This is a genomic window from Pseudomonas sp. So3.2b (assembly GCF_019464415.1).
Classification (GTDB): domain Bacteria; phylum Pseudomonadota; class Gammaproteobacteria; order Pseudomonadales; family Pseudomonadaceae; genus Aquipseudomonas; species Aquipseudomonas shahriarae.
On the sequence record NZ_CP080494.1, the window covers coordinates 403,077 to 425,155 of the forward strand.

Annotated in this window: 5 protein-coding genes; 3 read left to right on the forward strand and 2 right to left on the reverse strand. The window is 58.2% G+C overall.

The features are described from left to right. Positions 1-139 precede the first annotated feature (139 nt). Together K1X80_RS01855 and K1X80_RS01860 are read right to left on the reverse strand one after the other, a co-directional pair. Positions 140-16,249: a LapA family giant adhesin gene (locus tag K1X80_RS01855; protein ID WP_258571573.1), complete on the reverse strand. Its 16,110-nt coding sequence runs from the start codon at positions 16,247-16,249 to the stop codon at positions 140-142. After that, positions 16,249-16,626 (reverse strand): retention module-containing protein, encoded by a 378-nt coding sequence (locus K1X80_RS01860; protein ID WP_220172622.1) that lies wholly within the window; start codon positions 16,624-16,626, stop codon positions 16,249-16,251. Before K1X80_RS01860 ends, K1X80_RS01855 begins: the two co-directional genes overlap by 1 nt. 339 nt (positions 16,627-16,965) lie before the next feature. On the opposite strand from K1X80_RS01860, the gene K1X80_RS01865 reads away from it, so the two are divergent. From K1X80_RS01865 to K1X80_RS01875, 3 genes are read left to right on the forward strand one after another with little or no spacing between them, the layout of a single operon-like run. Further along, complete coding sequence (locus K1X80_RS01865) at positions 16,966-18,312, forward strand: TolC family outer membrane protein (RefSeq protein ID WP_057438932.1); 1,347 nt, start codon at positions 16,966-16,968, stop codon at positions 18,310-18,312. A gap of 41 nt (positions 18,313-18,353) precedes the next feature. After that, positions 18,354-20,510: a type I secretion system permease/ATPase gene (locus K1X80_RS01870; RefSeq protein WP_169990430.1), complete on the forward strand. Its 2,157-nt coding sequence runs from the start codon at positions 18,354-18,356 to the stop codon at positions 20,508-20,510. Next, on the forward strand, positions 20,503-21,861 hold the full coding sequence (locus K1X80_RS01875; protein ID WP_115129340.1) for an HlyD family type I secretion periplasmic adaptor subunit: 1,359 nt from the start codon (positions 20,503-20,505) through the stop codon (positions 21,859-21,861). The genes K1X80_RS01870 and K1X80_RS01875 overlap by 8 nt, the downstream gene beginning before the upstream one ends. Positions 21,862-22,079: the final 218 nt, after the last annotated feature.

The window sequence follows — 22,079 nt, forward strand, 5'->3', positions numbered from 1 at the left end:
ACTGACGACAGCCTGTCAGCAGCATAGGCCAACGGAGCGCGATTGGACGTGAGTATGCCGTGCAATCGTTGCCCCATGCCAGTGAACGGTGGCCGCAAATGAATCGGCCGCCTCAAGAGGCGGCCGGTTCAGTGGTTCATTAGGAGTGATCGACCTTGATGGTCGGGTCAGCACCAGTGATCAACGAGTTGATCGATTGGCCAGACCAGTTGTTGCCTTCCAGCTTGATCGTCACATCCGCATTGGCCAGGCCGCCGTCAGCGTTGAGCTTGCCTTCGGAACTGATCTGCAGCGTGGTCACGTTATCCACCGTGGTCAACTTCAGGAAGTTGTCGATGGTGCTGTCGGTTTCGCCCTTGAGCAGGTCACGCAGGTCGATACGGTCGCCTTCCAAGGCCTTGAAGTCCTTGATCACGTCGTTGCCGACGTCACCGGATCTCCAGACGAAGGTATCGGCACCGGTGCCGCCGATCAGGATGTCATTACCCTGGCCGCCGATCAGCGTGTCGTTACCCGTGCCGCCCAACAGGATGTCGTTGCCCTTGCCACCGTCCAGGTAGTCGTTGCCGCCCTGGCCGAACAGGATGTCATCACCCGAGCCACCCAGCAGGGTGTCATTACCGTCTTTGGCACCCGAGGTGTTGAACTCGGTGTAATGCTCGGTGATGTACTTGTGCACATCCTGGCCGGTGACAGCAGCAACCGCCACGCCGTTTTTCCCTGCCACGTAGGTCTGGATGGCGTTATAGCCCTCGCCGGTAATGCCCGGGAAGCTCACCAGGTCGCCGAACAGGATATCGTTGCCGTCACCTCCATCGACACGGTCGGCACCCGGCAGGGTGGCCTCGCTGTGACCGAGGATGGCGTTGGCCAGGTCCTTCGGATCGATGTTGCTTTGTGGCTTGTTGTCGCTGTCGTACGGTGCCAACTGATTCAGGCTGATCCCGCTGTTGAGGCCGATGGCTTCTACGCCACCTGTGGACAGGCCCTTGAGCAGTGCGAACGCGTTCTGCGAGTTGCTGATGAGCGTTGGATCGTTGATGTTTGAGGATGAGGCTGTACCGTTGCCGCCAACGGACGACAACTCATAGGTGCCATCCCCTTGGGCATGAATGGTACCCAGGTTGGACTGCCCCCAACCCCACCAGTTGTAGGTCCCGAGGGTCACCGTCCCTACCGTATTGATGTCAAGGTAGTGCTCCGAATCGATAGTGATCCGCGTGGCGGTACCCAGGGTGTAGTTACTCATGTTGACAACATCGTCCAGCTTGACGTTGCCGTACAAGCTCGGATTGGTCTGCTCATAGCGCTGGTAGTACGTCGGCTGACCATCGGTGATGAAGTAAGTGGTGTTGATTGCATCCTTGTTGCCAGTCGCCTGGCCACTTTTGAAGAAGTTGGATGCAGCCTTGAACACGTCTTCGTAGTTGGTGCCGCCGGTCGACACCATCTTATCCAGGACCTTCTGCAGCGCATCCAGTGCACCCGGGTCTTTCAGGTTGACTGTAACCGTACGATTGACCTGGTCACTGAAGTCCGCCAGGAAGATGTTCACGGTGCCAGAGGTGCTGGAGCCGATACTGTTTTTCAGTGAGTTGAACACGGTGGTCAGCGAGGCTTTCGCCGCCGCTACCGAGTCCGAACCCATACTGCCCGACGTATCGATCATGAACGCGATGTTGTAGTTTTTGCCCTGGACCACGTTCAGGCCAGAAACGTCCGCCACGATGATGTCGTTGCCGCTGCTACCGGTGACGTTGTCATCGCCCGAAGTCGCCGTGCTCCCGCTATAGGTGGCCGGGTACACCTTGACTGGCACATTGGCAACGGTTGTGGCCGAGCCGCCGAGGCTTTCGGTGGAGGTCGACGTCACGGTCAGGTTGTACTGGCCGCTGGTGTAAGGCAGTGGTTTGAGGCTCAAATTATTGAGGTCCCAACCGGTGACATTGACTTCGGTCTGGCCATTGGTAGCCGTAAAGGTATGCCCGGCACCATCGCTGAGCACTGCGCCCACCGGGATGCTGCCGATCTTCACGCTCAGGGTTTCCGAGCCGTCGGTATCGGTCAGGCCAGTGGTGACCTTGGTCAGTTTGACCGTGCCGTTTTCCAGCCCTTCGTTGAGCTTATACGCGTCGTAGTAGCCTTGGCCGTTGGTGCCATGCAGGTCAGACACCTGGGCACCTGCGTTGATCAGGTCGTTGACCCCGGTGTAGATCGGGATGTTGGTATTACTCAGGTTCGTCGCCGCCCCACCGTTGATCGACAGGTTAACGTCATAGCCGCCGGCATTTGACTGGTTCGCATGGTAAATATCGATGCTGTAGTAGCCATTGCTGGTCGGGGTGAACGTGCCGCTGAACTGGCCGGAGTTCGAGCCCCAGGTACCGCTGGCCACGTCTTTGCCGCCGATTCTGATCAGGAGACTGTCATCGGCATAGCCGCTGAAGGTATAGGCCTTGCCGGCTTCCAGATAGATCAAGCCTGAGGTTTTCGACCCCGCGCCAGCTGGTACGTTGGCCGTCGACTCGACATTGGTCGAAAGCGTCGTGCTGTTAGGCGTACCCGCGTTATCGATCGCATTTTTCAGTGCGGTCGGTGTCGCGCCATTGCCGTTGGTGCCCAGGTTCGCAATGCTGTTCCAGCTCTGCTTGGTCAGGCCTACCGATGCGATGTTGTTATCGGCAACGCTCAACGTCGGCGCGTCCGCAACCGGGGTGATGTCGACTTTCACGGTAGCGCTGGTGCCCAGGTCCTTGCCATCGGTTGGCTGGAACTTGAACTGTGCGTAGTCAGCCTGCTTGTTGCCCACACCGGTGCCGCCGTAGCCGTCGGCTCCGGATTCGTTGGCGTTTGGCGTGAAGCGCAACTGGCCGCCGTCGATCTGCGCCTTGGTGAAGGTCTGGCCGGCTGTCACGTTGGTCCAGGTAGTGCCGTCCGCTGCCAGGTACTGCAGCTTGCCAGCGACCGGCAGCTCGGTGATTTTCACCCCGAGGCTGGCCTGAGGGGAATCCACATCGGTGACCCCGAAATTGGCCCAAGTCAGCTTCAGCGATGTGTCTTCGGTGCCGGTGACGGCGCCGCCAGTGGCAACCGGTGCGTCGTTGACCGCCACTACGTTGACTGTGGTGGTCGCTACGTTCGAGTAGTTGCCGCCGTCGGTCACGGTCACGGTGATGGTCCGTGGCGTGGTGCTCGGGTCTTCGCTGCTGTTGCTGAACGTGATGTTCTTGATCTGCTGCATGTAGTCAGCCAGCGACGCCGTCCCGGTCAGGGTCAGGGTGATCTTGCCGGTGACAGGATCCGTGACCGAGGTCACGTTCATACCGCTGACCTTGCTGTAGTCCAGCAAGTCGTTCGGCTGAGTATTGGTCAGCACCACCGTGGCGCCAGTCAGTTGGGTGCTGTCCGGGTCGGTGATGCGGATGTCGGTGTCAGCAATCGACACGCCAGTGCCGCCCTCGGTGAACGTGGTCTTGAAGTCGTTCCCGGTGGCGCCGCTGGAGTTGTTGGCATCCAGGTCGATGGTCGGTGGTGCATCGTTATCGATGATCGACGTTTCGATTTTACCGTTGGTGGTGCTGACAACCAGGTTCTCGAAGTTACCGCCGGAGGTACCGGAGATACTGATCTCGAACTTCTCCGTAGGCTCGGTCAGCTTGTCGTCGATGGTCTTGATATCGAACGTCGCAGTGCTTTGGCCGGCTGGAATCTTCACGGTGTACACGCCGTTGAAGTCCGAACCGTCCTGGGCCACACCTTTATACGAGAGGGTCACCGTGACTTCGGTGGCTGCCGGCTGGGTCAGGTTCAACGTGTAATGAGCGGTCTGGCCTTCGGTCACCGAGGTATCGCCCGCGATACTGATCACGGTGTTGCTCGTCACGTCCGTCACCTTGGTGACTACCGGAGTACCGACCGGGATCAGGTTTTCATACTTGTCGCCACCGCTGACCACGTTAGTGATCTTGGCGGAAATATCCTTGGCGCCCACGTAGAAGTCATTCGGCGCGGTGAAGTTGGCGGTACTGCTGGTCTTGCCATTACCGATGGTAATGATCAAGTCGTTGTCCAACTTGATCACCAGGTCGGAACCCACGTTGGTCACGGCCGCACCGTTCTTGTCCACGAGGCTGGCGGTGTAGACGATCTGGCCACCTTCGGCGACGTTGGCGGTGGCGGTCAGCACAACCCTCACCTCGTCGATGGTGTCGTTGATGGTTGTGGTTGCGCCATCGCCAGCGACTACGAGCTTCTCGAAGTTGCCGCCGTCAGTCCCGGTGATCTGAACGGTCTGGGTGCTCTTGTCGACGAACACGTCATCGCCAGGGGCATCAACGGTGACGGTACCGACGGTTTCACCGGCCTTGATGGTGATGGTCTGTTTGTTGTCCAGCGTCAGGGTGACGTCGGTATCCGCTTTATTCGAAAGCGTAGCGGTGTAGGTGATCTGGCCACCTTCACTCACTTCCGACGGAGCCGTCAGCGTTACTGTCGTAGTGTTATCGGTACCTGGGGTATCAGTAACAGTCGTGGTGACCTTGTCAGTGCCCGGAACCAGGTTTTCGAAGTGCTCGCCACCGGTAACTTCTTTAATGCCGGTAGTAACAGTCTGATCGCCTTTGTACACGTCATCCGGAGCTGTAGTCGAAACAGTACCGCTCGACTGGTTCACACCGATGGTGATGACCTGGTTGTTATCCAGGGTCACAGTCACAGGGCTGGTGATGTTAGTCACCGGCGCGCCGTTCTTATCTACCAAGGTAGCGGTGTAGACGATCTCGCCGCCTTCACCCACGGTTTTGGTGGCGGTCAGCACCACATCGACCTTGTCGATGGTGTCGTTGATGGTGGTAGTCGCGCCATCGCCAGCAACCACGAGCTTCTCGAAGTTGCCGCCGTCAGTCCCGGTGATCTGGACGGTCTGGGTGCTCTTGTCGACGAACACGTCATCGCCAGGGGCATCAACGGTGACGGTACCGACGGTTTCACCGGCCTTGATGGTGATGGTCTGTTTGTTGTCCAGCGTCAGGGTGACGTCGGTATCCGCTTTATTCGAAAGCGTAGCGGTGTAGGTGATCTGGCCACCCTCACTCACTTCCGACGGAGCCGTCAGCGTCACGGTCGTAGTGTTATCGGTACCTGGGGTATCAGTAACAGTCGTAGTGACCTTATCAGTGCCCGGAACCAGGTTTTCAAAGTGCTCGCCACCGGTGACTTCTTTAATGCCGGTAGTAACAGTCTGATCGCCTTTGTACACGTCATCCGGAGCTGTAGTCGAAACAGTACCGCTCGACTGGTTCACACCGATGGTGATGACCTGGTTGTTATCCAGGGTCACGGTCACAGGGCTGGTGATGTTAGTCACCGGCGCGCCGTTCTTATCTACCAAGGTAGCGGTGTAGACGATCTCGCCGCCTTCACCCACGGTTTTGGTGGCGGTCAGGACCACATCGACCTTGTCGATGGTGTCGTTGATGGTTGTGGTTGCGCCATCGCCAGCGACTACGAGCTTCTCGAAGTTGCCGCCGTCAGTCCCGGTGATCTGGACGGTTTGGGTGCTCTTATCGACGAACACGTCATCGCCAGGGGCATCAACGGTGACGGTGCCGACAGTTTCACCGGCCTTGATGGTGATGGTTTGCTTGTTATCGAGGGTCAAGGTGACGTCAGTGTCAGCCTTGTTGCTCAAGGTGGCGGTGTAGGTGATGGTGCCGCCTTCGTTGACGGCGCTTGGCGCGGTCAGGGTGACGGTAGTGGTGTTATCTGTGCCCGGTGTGTCAGTCACGATGGTGGTGACTTTATCGGTACCCGGAACCAGGTTTTCAAAGTGCTCGCCACCGGTGACTTCTTTAATGCCGGTAGTAACAGTCTGGTCGCCTTTGTACACGTCATCCGGAGCTGTAGTCGAAACAGTACCGCTCGACTGGTTCACACCAATGGTGATGACCTGGTTGTTATCCAGGGTCACGGTCACAGGGCTGGTGATGTTAGTCACCGGCGCGCCGTTTTTATCCACAAGGGTAGCGGTGTAAACGATCTCGCCGCCTTCACCCACGGTTTTGGTGGCGGTCAGGACCACATCGACCTTGTCGATGGTGTCGTTGATGGTTGTGGTTGCGCCATCGCCAGCGACTACGAGCTTCTCGAAGTTGCCGCCGTCAGTCCCGGTGATCTGGACGGTTTGGGTGCTCTTATCGACGAACACGTCATCGCCAGGGGCATCAACGGTGACGGTGCCGACAGTTTCACCGGCCTTGATGGTGATGGTTTGCTTGTTATCGAGGGTCAAGGTGACGTCAGTGTCAGCCTTGTTGCTCAAGGTGGCGGTGTAGGTGATGGTGCCGCCTTCGTTGACGGCGCTTGGCGCGGTCAGGGTGACGGTAGTGGTGTTATCTGTGCCCGGTGTGTCAGTCACGATGGTGGTGACTTTATCGGTACCCGGAACCAGGTTTTCAAAGTGCTCGCCACCGGTGACTTCTTTAATGCCGGTAGTAACAGTCTGGTCGCCTTTGTACACGTCATCCGGAGCTGTAGTCGAAACAGTACCGCTCGACTGGTTCACACCAATGGTGATGACCTGGTTGTTATCCAGGGTCACGGTCACAGGGCTGGTGATGTTAGTCACCGGCGCGCCGTTTTTATCCACAAGGGTAGCGGTGTAAACGATCTCGCCGCCTTCGCCCACAGTTTTAGTGGCGGTCAGGACCACATCGACCTTGTCGATGGTGTCGTTGATGGTTGTGGTTGCGCCATCGCCAGCGACTACGAGCTTCTCGAAGTTGCCGCCGTCAGTCCCGGTGATCTGGACAGTCTGGGTGCTCTTGTCGACGAACACGTCATCGCCAGGGGCATCAACGGTGACGGTACCGACGGTTTCACCGGCCTTGATGGTGATGGTCTGTTTGTTGTCCAGCGTCAGGGTGACGTCGGTATCCGCTTTATTCGAAAGCGTAGCGGTGTAGGTGATCTGGCCACCCTCACTCACTTCCGACGGAGCCGTCAGCGTCACGGTCGTAGTGTTATCGGTACCTGGGGTATCAGTAACAGTCGTAGTGACCTTATCAGTGCCCGGAACCAGGTTTTCAAAGTGCTCGCCACCGGTGACTTCTTTAATGCCGGTAGTAACAGTCTGATCGCCTTTGTACACATCATCCGGAGCTGTAGTCGAAACAGTACCGCTCGACTGGTTCACACCGATGGTGATGACCTGGTTGTTATCCAGGGTCACGGTCACAGGGCTGGTGATGTTAGTCACCGGCGCGCCGTTCTTATCTACCAAGGTAGCGGTGTAGACGATCTCGCCGCCTTCACCCACGGTTTTGGTGGCGGTCAGCACCACATCGACCTTGTCGATGGTGTCGTTGATGGTGGTAGTCGCGCCATCGCCAGCAACCACGAGCTTCTCGAAGTTGCCGCCGTCAGTCCCGGTGATCTGGACGGTCTGGGTGCTCTTGTCGACGAACACGTCATCGCCAGGGGCATCAACGGTGACGGTACCGACGGTTTCACCGGCCTTGATGGTGATGGTCTGTTTGTTGTCCAGCGTCAGGGTGACGTCGGTATCCGCTTTATTCGAAAGCGTAGCGGTGTAGGTGATCTGGCCACCCTCACTCACTTCCGACGGAGCCGTCAGCGTCACGGTCGTAGTGTTATCGGTACCTGGGGTATCAGTAACAGTCGTAGTGACCTTATCAGTGCCCGGAACCAGGTTTTCAAAGTGCTCGCCACCGGTGACTTCTTTAATGCCGGTAGTAACAGTCTGATCGCCTTTGTACACATCATCCGGAGCTGTAGTCGAAACAGTACCGCTCGACTGGTTCACACCGATGGTGATGACCTGGTTGTTATCCAGGGTCACGGTCACAGGGCTGGTGATGTTAGTCACCGGCGCGCCGTTCTTATCTACCAAGGTAGCGGTGTAGACGATCTCGCCGCCTTCACCCACGGTTTTGGTGGCGGTCAGGACCACATCGACCTTGTCGATGGTGTCGTTGATGGTGGTAGTCGCGCCATCGCCAGCAACCACGAGCTTCTCGAAGTTGCCGCCGTCAGTCCCGGTGATCTGGACGGTCTGGGTGCTCTTGTCGACGAACACGTCATCGCCAGGGGCATCAACGGTGACGGTACCGACGGTTTCACCGGCCTTGATGGTGATGGTCTGTTTGTTGTCCAGCGTCAGGGTGACGTCGGTATCCGCTTTATTCGAAAGCGTAGCGGTGTAGGTGATCTGGCCACCCTCACTCACTTCCGACGGAGCCGTCAGCGTCACGGTCGTAGTGTTATCGGTACCTGGGGTATCAGTAACAGTCGTAGTGACCTTATCAGTGCCCGGAACCAGGTTTTCAAAGTGCTCGCCACCGGTGACTTCTTTAATGCCGGTAGTAACAGTCTGGTCGCCTTTGTACACGTCATCCGGAGCTGTAGTCGAAACAGTACCGCTCGACTGGTTCACACCAATGGTGATGACCTGGTTGTTATCCAGGGTCACGGTCACAGGGCTGGTGATGTTAGTCACCGGCGCGCCGTTTTTATCCACAAGGGTAGCGGTGTAAACGATCTCGCCGCCTTCGCCCACAGTTTTAGTGGCGGTCAGGACCACATCGACCTTGTCGATGGTGTCGTTGATGGTTGTGGTTGCGCCATCGCCAGCGACTACGAGCTTCTCGAAGTTGCCGCCGTCAGTCCCGGTGATCTGGACAGTCTGGGTGCTCTTGTCGACGAACACGTCATCGCCAGGGGCATCAACGGTGACGGTGCCGACGGTTTCACCGGCTTTGATGGTGATGGTCTGTTTGTTGTCCAGCGTCAGGGTGACGTCGGTATCCGCTTTATTCGAAAGCGTAGCGGTGTAGGTGATCTGGCCACCCTCACTCACTTCCGACGGAGCCGTCAGCGTCACGGTCGTAGTGTTATCGGTACCTGGGGTATCAGTAACAGTCGTAGTGACCTTATCAGTGCCCGGAACCAGGTTTTCAAAGTGCTCGCCACCGGTGACTTCTTTAATGCCGGTAGTAACAGTCTGGTCGCCTTTGTACACATCATCTGGAGCCACAACCGAGACAGTCCCGCTCGACTGGTTCACACCAATGGTGATGACCTGGTTGTTATCCAGGGTCACAGTCACAGGGTTGGTGATGTTAGTTACTGGCGCACCGTTTTTATCCACAAGGGTGGCGGTGTAAACGATCTCGCCGCCTTCGCCCACAGTTTTAGTGGCGGTCAGGACCACATCGACCTTGTCGATGGTGTCGTTGATGGTGGTAGTCGCGCCATTGCCAGCAACCACGAGCTTCTCGAAGTTGCCGCCGTCAGTCCCGGTGATCTGGACAGTCTGGGTGCTCTTGTCGACGAACACGTCATCGCCAGGGGCATCAACGGTGACGGTGCCGACGGTTTCACCGGCTTTGATGGTGATGGTCTGTTTGTTATCCAGCGTCAGGGTGACGTCGGTATCCGCTTTATTCGAAAGCGTAGCGGTGTAGGTGATCTGGCCACCTTCACTCACTTCCGACGGAGCCGTCAGCGTTACTGTCGTAGTGTTATCGGTACCTGGGGTATCAGTAACAGTCGTGGTGACCTTGTCAGTGCCCGGAACCAGGTTTTCAAAGTGCTCGCCACCGGTGACTTCTTTAATGCCGGTAGTAACAGTCTGATCGCCTTTGTACACATCATCCGGAGCTGTAGTCGAAACAGTACCGCTCGACTGGTTCACACCAATGGTGATGACCTGGTTGTTATCCAGGGTCACGGTCACAGGGCTGGTGATGTTAGTCACCGGCGCGCCGTTTTTATCCACCAAGGTAGCGGTGTAAACGATCTCGCCGCCTTCACCCACGGTTTTGGTGGCGGTCAGGACCACATCGACCTTGTCGATGGTGTCGTTGATGGTTGTGGTTGCGCCATCGCCAGCGACTACGAGCTTCTCGAAGTTGCCGCCGTCAGTCCCGGTGATCTGAACGGTTTGGGTGCTCTTATCGACGAACACGTCATCGCCAGGGGCATCAACGGTGACGGTGCCGACAGTTTCACCGGCCTTGATGGTGATGGTTTGCTTGTTATCGAGGGTCAAGGTGACGTCAGTGTCAGCCTTGTTGCTCAAGGTGGCGGTGTAGGTGATGGTGCCGCCTTCGTTGACGGCGCTTGGCGCGGTCAGGGTGACGGTAGTGGTGTTATCTGTGCCCGGTGTGTCAGTCACGATGGTGGTGACTTTATCGGTACCCGGAACCAGGTTTTCAAAGTGCTCGCCACCGGTGACTTCTTTAATGCCGGTAGTAACAGTCTGGTCGCCTTTGTACACGTCATCCGGAGCTGTAGTCGAAACAGTACCGCTCGACTGGTTCACACCAATGGTGATGACCTGGTTGTTATCCAGGGTCACGGTCACAGGGCTGGTGATGTTAGTCACCGGCGCGCCGTTTTTATCCACAAGGGTAGCGGTGTAAACGATCTCGCCGCCTTCGCCCACAGTTTTAGTGGCGGTCAGGACCACATCGACCTTGTCGATGGTGTCGTTGATGGTTGTGGTTGCGCCATCGCCAGCGACTACGAGCTTCTCGAAGTTGCCGCCGTCAGTCCCGGTGATCTGGACAGTCTGGGTGCTCTTGTCGACGAACACGTCATCGCCAGGGGCATCAACGGTGACGGTACCGACGGTTTCGCCGGCCTTGATGGTGATGGTTTGTTTGTTATCGAGTGTCAGGGTGACGTCAGTGTCAGCCTTGTTGCTCAAGGTGGCGGTGTAAGTGATCTGGCCACCTTCACTCACTTCCGAAGGAGCAGTCAGCGTCACGGTCGTGGTGTTATCGGTACCTGGGGTATCAGTGACAGTCGTGGTGACTTTGTCAGTACCTGGAACCAGGTTTTCAAAGTGCTCGCCACCGGTGACTTCTTTAATACCGGTCGTGACGGTTTGATCACCTTTGTACACATCATCCGGAGCCACAACCGAAACAGTACCGCTCGACTGGTTCACACCGATGGTGATGACCTGGTTGTTATCCAGGGTCACAGTCACAGGGTTGGTGATGTTAGTTACTGGCGCACCGTTTTTATCCACAAGTGTGGCGGTGTAAACGATCTCGCCGCCTTCACCCACGGTTTTGGTGGCGGTCAGGACCACATCGACCTTGTCGATGGTGTCGTTGATGGTGGTAGTCGCGCCATTGCCAGCAACCACGAGCTTCTCGAAGTTGCCGCCGTCAGTCCCTGTGATCTGGACAGTCTGGGTGCTCTTATCGACGAACACGTCATCGCCAGGGGCATCAACGGTGACGGTGCCGACTGTTTCGCCCGCTTTGATGGTGATGGTTTGTTTGTTATCGAGTGTCAGGGTGACGTCAGTGTCAGCCTTGTTGCTCAAGGTGGCGGTGTAAGTGATCTGGCCACCTTCACTCACTTCCGAAGGAGCAGTCAGCGTCACGGTCGTGGTGTTATCGGTGCCCGGTGTGTCAGTGACAGTCGTGGTGACCTTGTCAGTACCTGGAACCAGGTTTTCAAAGTGCTCGCCACCGGTGACTTCTTTAATGCCGGTAGTAACAGTCTGGTCGCCTTTGTACACATCATCTGGAGCCACAACCGAGACAGTCCCGCTCGACTGGTTCACACCAATGGTGATGACCTGGTTGTTATCCAGGGTCACAGTCACAGGGTTGGTGATGTTAGTTACTGGCGCACCGTTTTTATCCACAAGGGTGGCGGTGTAAACGATCTCGCCGCCTTCGCCCACAGTTTTAGTGGCGGTCAGGACCACATCGACCTTGTCGATGGTGTCGTTGATGGTGGTAGTCGCGCCATTGCCAGCAACCACGAGCTTCTCGAAGTTGCCGCCGTCAGTCCCGGTGATCTGGACAGTCTGGGTGCTCTTATCGACGAACACGTCATCGCCAGGGGCATCAACGGTGACGGTACCGACGGTTTCGCCGGCCTTGATGGTGATGGTTTGTTTGTTATCGAGTGTCAGGGTGACGTCAGTGTCAGCCTTGTTGCTCAAGGTGGCGGTGTAGGTGATGGTGCCGCCTTCGTTGACGGCGCTTGGCGCGGTCAGGGTGACGGTAGTGGTGTTATCTGTGCCCGGTGTGTCAGTCACGATGGTGGTGATTTTATCGGTACCCGGAACCAGGTTTTCAAAGTGCTCGCCACCGGTGACTTCTTTAATGCCGGTAGTAACAGTCTGGTCGCCTTTGTATACGTCATCCGGAGCTGTAGTCGAAACAGTACCGCTCGACTGGTTCACACCAATGGTGATGACCTGGTTGTTATCCAGGGTCACGGTCACAGGGCTGGTGATGTTAGTCACCGGCGCGCCGTTTTTATCCACAAGGGTAGCGGTGTAAACGATCTCGCCGCCTTCGCCCACAGTTTTAGTGGCGGTCAGGACCACATCGACCTTGTCGATGGTGTCGTTGATGGTTGTGGTTGCGCCATCGCCAGCGACTACGAGCTTCTCGAAGTTGCCGCCGTCAGTCCCGGTGATCTGGACAGTCTGGGTGCTCTTGTCGACGAACACGTCATCGCCAGGGGCATCAACGGTGACGGTACCGACGGTTTCGCCGGCCTTGATGGTGATGGTTTGTTTGTTATCGAGTGTCAGGGTGACGTCAGTGTCAGCCTTGTTGCTCAAGGTGGCGGTGTAAGTGATCTGGCCACCTTCACTCACTTCCGAAGGAGCAGTCAGCGTCACGGTCGTGGTGTTATCGGTGCCCGGTGTGTCAGTGACAGTCGTGGTGACCTTGTCAGTACCTGGAACCAGGTTTTCAAAGTGCTCGCCACCGGTGACTTCTTTAATGCCGGTAGTAACAGTCTGGTCGCCTTTGTACACATCATCTGGAGCCACAACCGAGACAGTCCCGCTCGACTGGTTCACACCAATGGTGATGACCTGGTTGTTATCCAGGGTCACAGTCACAGGGTTGGTGATGTTAGTTACTGGCGCACCGTTTTTATCCACAAGGGTGGCGGTGTAAACGATCTCGCCGCCTTCGCCCACAGTTTTAGTGGCGGTCAGGACCACATCGACCTTGTCGATGGTGTCGTTGATGGTGGTAGTCGCGCCATTGCCAGCAACCACGAGCTTCTCGAAGTTGCCGCCGTCAGTCCCGGTGATCTGGACAGTCTGGGTGCTCTTATCGACGAACACGTCATCGCCAGGGGCATCAACGGTGACGGTACCGACGGTTTCGCCGGCCTTGATGGTGATGGTTTGTTTGTTATCGAGTGTCAGGGTGACGTCAGTGTCAGCCTTGTTGCTCAAGGTGGCGGTGTAAGTGATCTGGCCACCTTCACTCACTTCCGAAGGAGCAGTCAGCGTCACGGTCGTGGTGTTATCGGTGCCCGGTGTGTCAGTGACAGTCGTGGTGACCTTGTCAGTACCTGGAACCAGGTTTTCAAAGTGCTCGCCACCGGTGACTTCTTTAATGCCGGTAGTAACAGTCTGGTCGCCTTTGTACACATCATCTGGAGCCACAACCGAGACAGTCCCGCTCGACTGGTTCACACCAATGGTGATGACCTGGTTGTTATCCAGGGTCACAGTCACAGGGTTGGTGATGTTAGTTACTGGCGCACCGTTTTTATCCACAAGGGTGGCGGTGTAAACGATCTCGCCGCCTTCGCCCACAGTTTTAGTGGCGGTCAGGACCACATCGACCTTGTCGATGGTGTCGTTGATGGTGGTAGTCGCGCCATTGCCAGCAACCACGAGCTTCTCGAAGTTGCCGCCGTCAGTCCCGGTGATCTGGACAGTCTGGGTGCTCTTATCGACGAACACGTCATCGCCAGGGGCATCAACGGTGACGGTACCGACGGTTTCGCCGGCCTTGATGGTGATGGTTTGTTTGTTATCGAGTGTCAGGGTGACGTCAGTGTCAGCCTTGTTGCTCAAGGTGGCGGTGTAAGTGATCTGGCCACCTTCACTCACTTCCGAAGGAGCAGTCAGCGTCACGGTCGTGGTGTTATCGGTGCCCGGTGTGTCAGTGACAGTCGTGGTGACCTTGTCAGTACCTGGAACCAGGTTTTCAAAGTGCTCGCCACCGGTGACTTCTTTAATGCCGGTAGTAACAGTCTGATCGCCTTTGTACACATCATCTGGAGCCACAACCGAGACAGTCCCGCTCGACTGGTTCACACCAATGGTGATGACCTGGTTGTTATCCAGGGTCACAGTCACAGGGCTGGTGATGTTGGTCACCGGCGCGCCGTTTTTATCCACAAGGGTAGCGGTGTAGACGATCTCGCCGCCTTCACCCACAGTTTTAGTAGCAGTCAGTACCACATCAACCTTGTCGATAGTGTCGTTGATCTGCGTCGTCGCCCCACCCGGTGCGATATCAAGCTTCTCGAAACCACCACCCACGATGTCCGGATTGATCGTGACGTTGATCGGACCTGCATCTTTGAATACGTCGTCGCTCGGTGCCTTGGACGTCACCTGGCCTGTCGTCTCGCCCTTGGCGATAGTGATGACGTCACCATTGCTCAAGGTCAGGGTCAGGTCGCTGCCGGCCTTGTTGCTCAAGGTCGCGGTGTAGGTGATGTTGCCACCTTCGTCGGCCTCGCCTGGCGCGGTCAGGGTGACGGTGGTGGTGTCGGTGGTGCCGGGTGTGTCGGTCACGGTGGTGTTGACCGGCGTGGTGCCAGGTACCAGGTTTTCGAAATGCGCGCCGCCGGTCACATTGGTGATAGCGGTGGTGACGGTCTGGTTGCCCTCATACACGTCGTTCGGCGCAACAGTGGTGGCAGTGCCAGCGGATTGGCCGACACCAATGGTGATGGTCTGGCCATTGTCCAGCGTCACGGTCAACGGATTGGTGGTGTTGGTGACCGGGTTACCTGCCTTGTCCACCAGCGACGCGGTGTAGACGATATTACCGCCTTCGCCCACGGTGGTAGTCGCAGTCAGGACCACATCGACCTTGTCGATAGTGTCGTTGATGGTGGTAGTCGCGCCGTCACCGGCCACTTCCAGTTTTTCGAAGTTGCCGCCAGTAGTCTCGACGATCTTTACGGTTTGCGTGCTTTTGTCGACAAACACATCATCGCCTGGAGCATCGACGGTGACGGAGCCGACGGTTTCACCCGCCTTGATGATGATGGTCGACCCGTTATCCAGCTTCAGCGTAACGTCAGTGTCGGCTTTATTGGAGAGCGTGGCGGTGTAGGTAATCTGCCCGCCTTCGCTGACATCGCCTGGCGCAGTCAGCGTTACGGTGGTGGTGTCGACCGAATCGGTGATGGTGGTGACGGCTGGCGTGGTGTTGGGCACCAGGTTTTCAAAGTTGCCACCGGTCGTGCCGGTGATGGTCGTCGTGACGGTGCTGCCGTTGACGTAGACGTCGTTCGCCGGGGTGTCGACCACCACGGTACCGACGGACTCGCCGGCCTTGATGGTGATCACCGAGCCGTTGGACAAGGTCACGGTCACGGGGGTTTGCGCCGGGTTGGTCAGCGTCGCGGTGTAGGTGATCTGGCCGCCTTCGGTGACGGTGTTAGTGGCGGTGAGGGTCACGCCGGTGTCGTCGACCGAATCGGTAATCGTGGTGACGGCTGGTGTGGTGTTGGGCACCAGGTTTTCGAAGTTGCCACCGGTTGCCCCGGTGATGGTGGTGCTGACCGTGCTGCCATTGTTGTAGACGTCGTTGGCCGGTGTCTCGACCACCACTGTACCGGTGGACTTACCTGCCTCGATGTTGATCACCGAGCCGTTGCTCAAGGTAATGGTGACGGGCGTCTGCGCCGGGTTGGTCAAGGTCGCGGTGTAGGTGATCTGACCGCCTTCGGTCACCGTTTCGCCTGCTGTCAGGGTCACGGTGGTGGTGTCGATGGTGTCGGTGATCTGGGTGACGGCCGGCGTCGGGTCGACGGTCACGATCAGGTTGTTACCGCCGGTGGTGCCAGTGACGGTGACGCTGATCTGGCCTGGGTCGATGTACGGGCTGTCATTAGGCGCCAGGGGCACATTCACGGAGCCAGTCACCTGGCCGGCCGGGATGGTGATCACCGCGCCGTTGGACAGGGTGACGGTCAGGTTGCTGGTAGACGGCTGGGTCACCGTAGCGGTGTAGGTCAGCACGCCGCCGGCTTCGGTGATGGTCGGGGTGGCGCTCAGGGACAGGGTCGACGGCAAAGGTGCTGCCGTGAGCGGGTCGGTCGGCTGCCCGCCGAGTTCGTTGGTCAACGCATTGGTACCGAAACCCAGGCCAGCCGTCGGGAAACCAATGGTCGGGTCAACCGAGCCTGCGGTCTCATCGAGCATCACAAAGCTGTGACCGCCCCCGCAGCGCCGGTGCCAGCAGCTGCCGCGCCTGCGGCGGTGGCTTCCAGCTCGGTGGTCGGGTCAGCGCCGGCGGCGATTGCCTGCTGCAGTTCGGCAACCGACGGTGCAGCCTGTGCGGTGGCTTGTGCCAGGTCCGTGCTGGAGTCGGGCGCGGTGGCGCTCCACTGGGTGTCACGGCCCAGGTCCAGGGTGCGACCATCGGCCAGCTCCAGGCTGACTGCGCCCGACATACCGGTGTCTATCTGGTCGCCGGCAAAAAGGCGATCACCTTCAACAAGCACCCGGCGGGCCCCTTCCGGAGAAATGACGAAAACTTGGCCAACAATGCTTTTGACGATGGCAACAACACTGCTCATTGAAGATTTCTCCGGCGATCCATTCTGTGGGTGTTCCTAGGGCTGAGATCTGATGGGATTCATCAGCCTGGGAGGTGCGTAGTTTATAAAACGAATGACGTCAAATAATTGGCTGTATTTTTTGGCGATTTACTTTATGCCAAACTATTGACCTTCTTGGCGCCATCCTAAACAATCGCCTCGCTAATGTCACATTGATATTCACGCGGCGAACCGTCCTACATGTGTGAACCAGTTCCGCTTTTGAACTTTCCGACGTACGGTCATTACGGTAGCCATTTTCTAACGCAGCACGCCAAGTTGCTGTGACTTGAGACAAGAAGTCCTGGGGATTCTTAAATGCGTTTGCACCTGCTTAAGGCAATACCGTTCGTTCTCGCCGCCAGTTTCGTACAAGCCCAAACCCTGCCCCAGGCCATGCAGCAAGCGCTGGATGTGCACCCTGAGATTCAGGCAGGTGTCAATGCTCGTATCGCGGCTGACTATCAATTGCGTGCGGCCAAGGGCGGTTACCTGCCCCGTGTCGACCTGAACGCCGGTTATGGCCGTGAAGGCACCGACAGCTCGTCCACCCGTGCCCGTGGTGGCCATTGGGACACCCTCAATCGCGGTGAGTCGAGCCTGCGTCTGCAGCAAATGGTTTTTGACGGTTTTGCCACCTCCAGTGAAGTTGGGCGTCAACAAGCCACCGTTAACTCCCGCGCGTTTTCGTTGCTTGGCACTTCCGAGCGCACTGCATTAACGGTAGCCCAGGTTTATCTGGACGTCCTGACCCGCCGTGAATTCGTGCGCCTGGCTGAAGACAACCTGCGTAACCACGAGCGCATTTACGACCAGATCAAGTTGCGCACCCAGCGCGGCGTCGGCAGCGGGGCTGACCTGGACCAGGCCGAAGCCCGCCTGGCCCAGGCCCGCAACAACGTGATCACCGAGCAGACCAACCTGGCCGATGCCCAGACCAACTACCTGAGCGCTGTCGGTCAGGAAGCCGATCAGTTGGAGCGTCCGCCTAGCTTCATGGCGATGCTGCCTGCAGACCTGAACGAAGCACGTCGCCAGATGCTGGATAACAGCCCGATCCTGCGCTCGGCCGAATCCGACATCGCCGCCGCCGAAAAACAATACGAAGCCGCCAAGTCTTCCTTCTACCCACGCTTCGACGCCGAGTTGGGCCGCAACGCCGACAACAACATCGACGGCGACGCCAGCCACAACAATGGCTGGGAAGCGATGCTGCGTATGCGCTTCAACCTGTACGCCGGTGGCAGCAACAAAGCCGAGCTGGAGTCCAAGTCCTACCAGTCCAACCAGGCCCTGGATATCCGCAATAACGCCTTGCGCCAGTTGAACGAAGAACTGGGCCTGGCCTGGAACGCCATGAACAACGCCAATGCCCAGGTGCCGATTGCCCAGCAATACGTCGACCACAGCAGCAAAGTACGCGGCGCCTACCAGAAGCAATTCAGCCTGGGCGAGCGGACCCTGCTCGACTTGCTCGACAGTGAAAACGAACTGTTCACCGCTTCGCGTCGTCTGGAAGAGATAAAAAACGTTCAGTTATTTACTCAGTACCGAATCAAGGCGACCATGGGCGAGTTGCTCAAGAGCCAGGGAGTGGTCGCACCGATGGCCTCCGTCGTCCAGAACGATGTGAAGCCGAAAGTTCAACTGCCGGGGATGAATTGAGCTATTCCTTATAGACCCATCCGTTAGTTGAGAGAGCCCGCGTGGAATCAGAAGTTAGTCGAGTCCATCTCAGTCATGATCCACGCACATTGCACGACGACCCGTTACTCGACGGGTTGTTGGCTCTCTGTGCCCTGCACCAGAAGCCTGCCAGTGCGGCAATGCTGACCACCGGTCTGCCATTGCCGTCACAGCAACTGACTGCCGATTTGCTGGCCCGGGCCGCGGCCCGCGCCGGTTTGCAAGGCCGGCTGCTGCAACGCAAACTCGATTCGATCCCCGCGATTGCCATGCCGGCGCTGCTGTTGCTCAAGGACGGCCGGAGTGCCGTGCTGCTCGGCTGGCAGGGTGAAGACGAGGCCCAGGTGCTGCTCAGCGAAAGCGATGGCGGTGAAACCATCGTCAAGCGTCAAGCCTTGGCCGATGACTACATCGGTAAAGTGTTTTTTGCCCAGCCCCAGCACAAATTCGACGTCAGCCACGGCACCCTGATCCCTCGGGCCCGTTCGTGGTTTCGCGACACCCTCAAGCGTTCGCGCTGGCTCTACGCCGATGCCATCGCTGCCAGTTTCCTGATCAACCTGATTGCCATGGCCGCGCCGCTGTTCGTGATGAACGTCTACGACCGCGTGGTGCCGAACCAGGCCACCGCCACCCTGTGGGTGCTGGCCACCGGTATTTTCATCGCCTACGTCTTCGACCTGGTCCTCAAGAGCTTGCGCAGTCTGTGCCTGGACCTGGCCGGCAAAAAAACCGACCTGATCATCTCGGCCACGCTGTTCGAGCGGATCGTCGGCATGTCGATGAAGTACCGCCCGGCGCGGGTCGGCAGTTTCGCCCAGAACATCCACGAGTTTCAGAGCCTGCGCGACTTCCTCGCGTCCCTGACCCTCACCAGCCTGATCGACTTGCCGTTCACCCTGCTGATCTTCATGGTGATCGCCATCCTCGGCGGGCACCTGGTGTGGATCCCCATGCTGGCTTTCCCGATTGCCCTGGGCATCGGTTACCTGCTGCAAAAACCGCTGGTCGCCACCATGGAACGCACCATGGCCCTGGCCTCCGAGCGCCAGTCGAGCCTGATCGAAACCCTGGCCGGGCTGGATGCGGTCAAGGTCAACAACGCGGAAAGCGAGCGCCAGTACCAGTGGGAGCAGACCATTGGCACCCTCAGCCGCCTTGAGTTGCGGGTGAAAATGCTCTCTGGCCTGTCGATGAACATCACCCTGCTGATCCAGCAACTGGCGGGTGTGATCATGATTGTCTTCGGGGTCTACCAGATCATCGGCGGCAACCTCAGCATGGGCGGCCTGATTGCCTGCTACATGCTCAGTGGCCGAGCCCTCAGCCCCCTGGCGTCGCTGTCGGGCCTGATGACCCGCTACCAGCAGGCCAAAGTCACCATGGTCTCCACCGACCAGATGATGGAACTGCCTCAGGAGCGCAACTTCGAAGAGCGCCCCTTGAGCCGCCGCACCCTGCAAGGTGCCATCGAGTGCCGGGGCCTGAACTTTACCTACCCCAACCAGCAGAACATGGCGCTCAAGAACATCAACCTGGTGATCAAGCCCGGCGAGAAAATTGGCATCATCGGGCGCAGCGGCTCGGGCAAAAGCTCCCTGGCCAAACTGATCGTCGGCCTCTACCAGCCCGACTCCGGCGCCCTGCTGGTGGACGGGGTGGACATTCGCCAGATCGACGTCAGCGAACTGCGCCACAACGTCGGCTATGTGCCTCAGGACATTCAACTGCTGGCCGGCACCCTGCGCGACAACCTGGTCTCCGGCGCCCGCTACGTTGAAGACGAAGTGGTGCTGCAAGCCGCCGAACTGGCCGGCGTCCACGAATTTGCCCGTCTGCACCCGCAAGGCTACGAACTGCAAGTGGGCGAGCGAGGCCAGAACCTCTCTGGCGGCCAGCGACAAAACGTCGCCCTGGCCCGTGCCCTGCTGCTCAACCCGCCTATCCTGCTGCTGGACGAACCGACCAGCGCCATGGACAACACCGGCGAGGAGCGCCTTAAACAGCGCCTGCAAGCCGTTGTGGAAAACAAGACGGTGGTGCTGGTGACACACCGGGCGTCGCTGCTGTCCCTGGTGGACCGCTTGTTGGTCATCGACCGTGGGCAAATCCTCGCCGATGGTCCGAAAGCCGTAGTGATGGAAGCGTTGAAGAAGGGGCAGATCAGTGTTGCGTAAATTCAAGGACGCGGTCCGTCGCTATTTCATTGGTTCCGATTCGCTGGACGGCCAGCCATTGCCAGAGGTCAAGAAGGCCCTGATCGAAGATGCCCCGCGCGTGGTGCGGCTGACCATCTGGGGGATCATCGGGTTTTTCCTGTGCATGTTGCTGTGGGCCGGCTTTGCCAAGGTCGACGAAGTCACGCGCGGCGATGGCAAGGCCATTCCATCCTCCAAGCTGCAGAAGATCCAGAACCTGGAAGGCGGCATCGTCGCCGAGCTGTTCGTCAAGGAAGGGCAGATCGTCGAAGCCGGCGCGCCGCTGATTCGCCTGGACGACACACGTTTTGTCTCCAACGCCGGGGAAACCGAGGCCCAGCGCCTGTCCCTGCTGTTGCGTATCGAGCGCTTGAGCGCCCAGGTCGAAGACCGGCCGTTGAACATCCCTGAAGATGTGCGGGCCGCTGCGCCCACCCAGGCCATCAACGAGCAGTCGCTGTACGAAAGCCGGCGCCAGCAGTTCAAGGACGAAATCGGCGGCTTGCAGGAACAACTGACCCAGCGCCAGCAAGAAATGCGCGAGTACACCTCCAAGCAGAGCCAGTACCGTAACCAGCTGTCGTTGCAGCGCCAGGAAATCAACATGTCCGAACCCCTGGTCGCCCAGGGTGCGGTGTCGCCGGTGGAAGTACTGCGCCTCAAGCGCGCAGAAATGGAAACCCGTGGCCAACTGGACGCCACCACCCTGGCCATCCCCCGTGCCGACTCGGCGATCAAGGAAGTACAGCGCAAGATCGACGAGACTCGCGGTAAGTATCGCAGTGAAGCCCTGACCGAGCTCAACGAAGCCCGCACCGACTTGAACAAGGCCCAGGCCACCGGCAAAGCCCTCGAAGACCGGGTGAGCCGGACCCTGGTCACCTCGCCGGTGCGCGGGATCGTCAAGCAACTGCTGGTCAACACCATCGGTGGGGTGATCCAGCCGGGCAGCGACATGGTAGAAATCGTCCCGTTGGACGACACCCTGCTGGTGGAAGCCAAGATCCGCCCGCAAGACATTGCCTTCCTGCACCCGGGACAAGAGGCCGTGGTCAAGTTCACCGCCTATGACTACACCATCTACGGCGGCCTCAAGGCCAAGCTGGAGCGCATCGGTGCCGACACCATCACCGACGAAGACAAGAAAACCACCTACTACATGATCACCTTGCGCACCGACCGCAGCCACCTGGGTACCGATGAGAAGCCGCTGATCATCATCCCCGGCATGGTCGCTTCGGTCGATATCATTACCGGCAAGAAAACCATCCTCAGCTACCTGCTCAAGCCCATCATCAAGGCCCGGGCGGAGTCGCTGCAGGAGCGTTGATCTTCAGTGTCTGGGCGGGCCTCATCGCGAGCAAGCCCGCTCCCACACTCAACCGCATTCCTATGTTGGAAATCGGTCGAATGTGGGAGCGGGCTTGCTCGCGAAGGGGCCCTCAACTTCACCCCATCCCTCAGCCCTGCCGCAAAAAGGCCATATCGTTATTCTCTAACGGTATTTAAAGTCACTCTCCTGACTGCCAGAGAGTGATCTTATATCCG

Excerpts from the sequence above, each read along its gene's own strand:
- K1X80_RS01855 (WP_258571573.1), bottom strand. The coding sequence starts at position 16,249 with ATGCTCGATGAGACCGCAGGCTCGGTTGACCCGACCATTGGTTTCCCG.
- K1X80_RS01860 (WP_220172622.1), bottom strand. The coding sequence starts at position 16,626 with ATGAGCAGTGTTGTTGCCATCGTCAAAAGCATTGTTGGCCAAGTTTTC.
- K1X80_RS01865 (WP_057438932.1), top strand. The coding sequence starts at position 16,966 with ATGCGTTTGCACCTGCTTAAGGCAATACCGTTCGTTCTCGCCGCCAGT.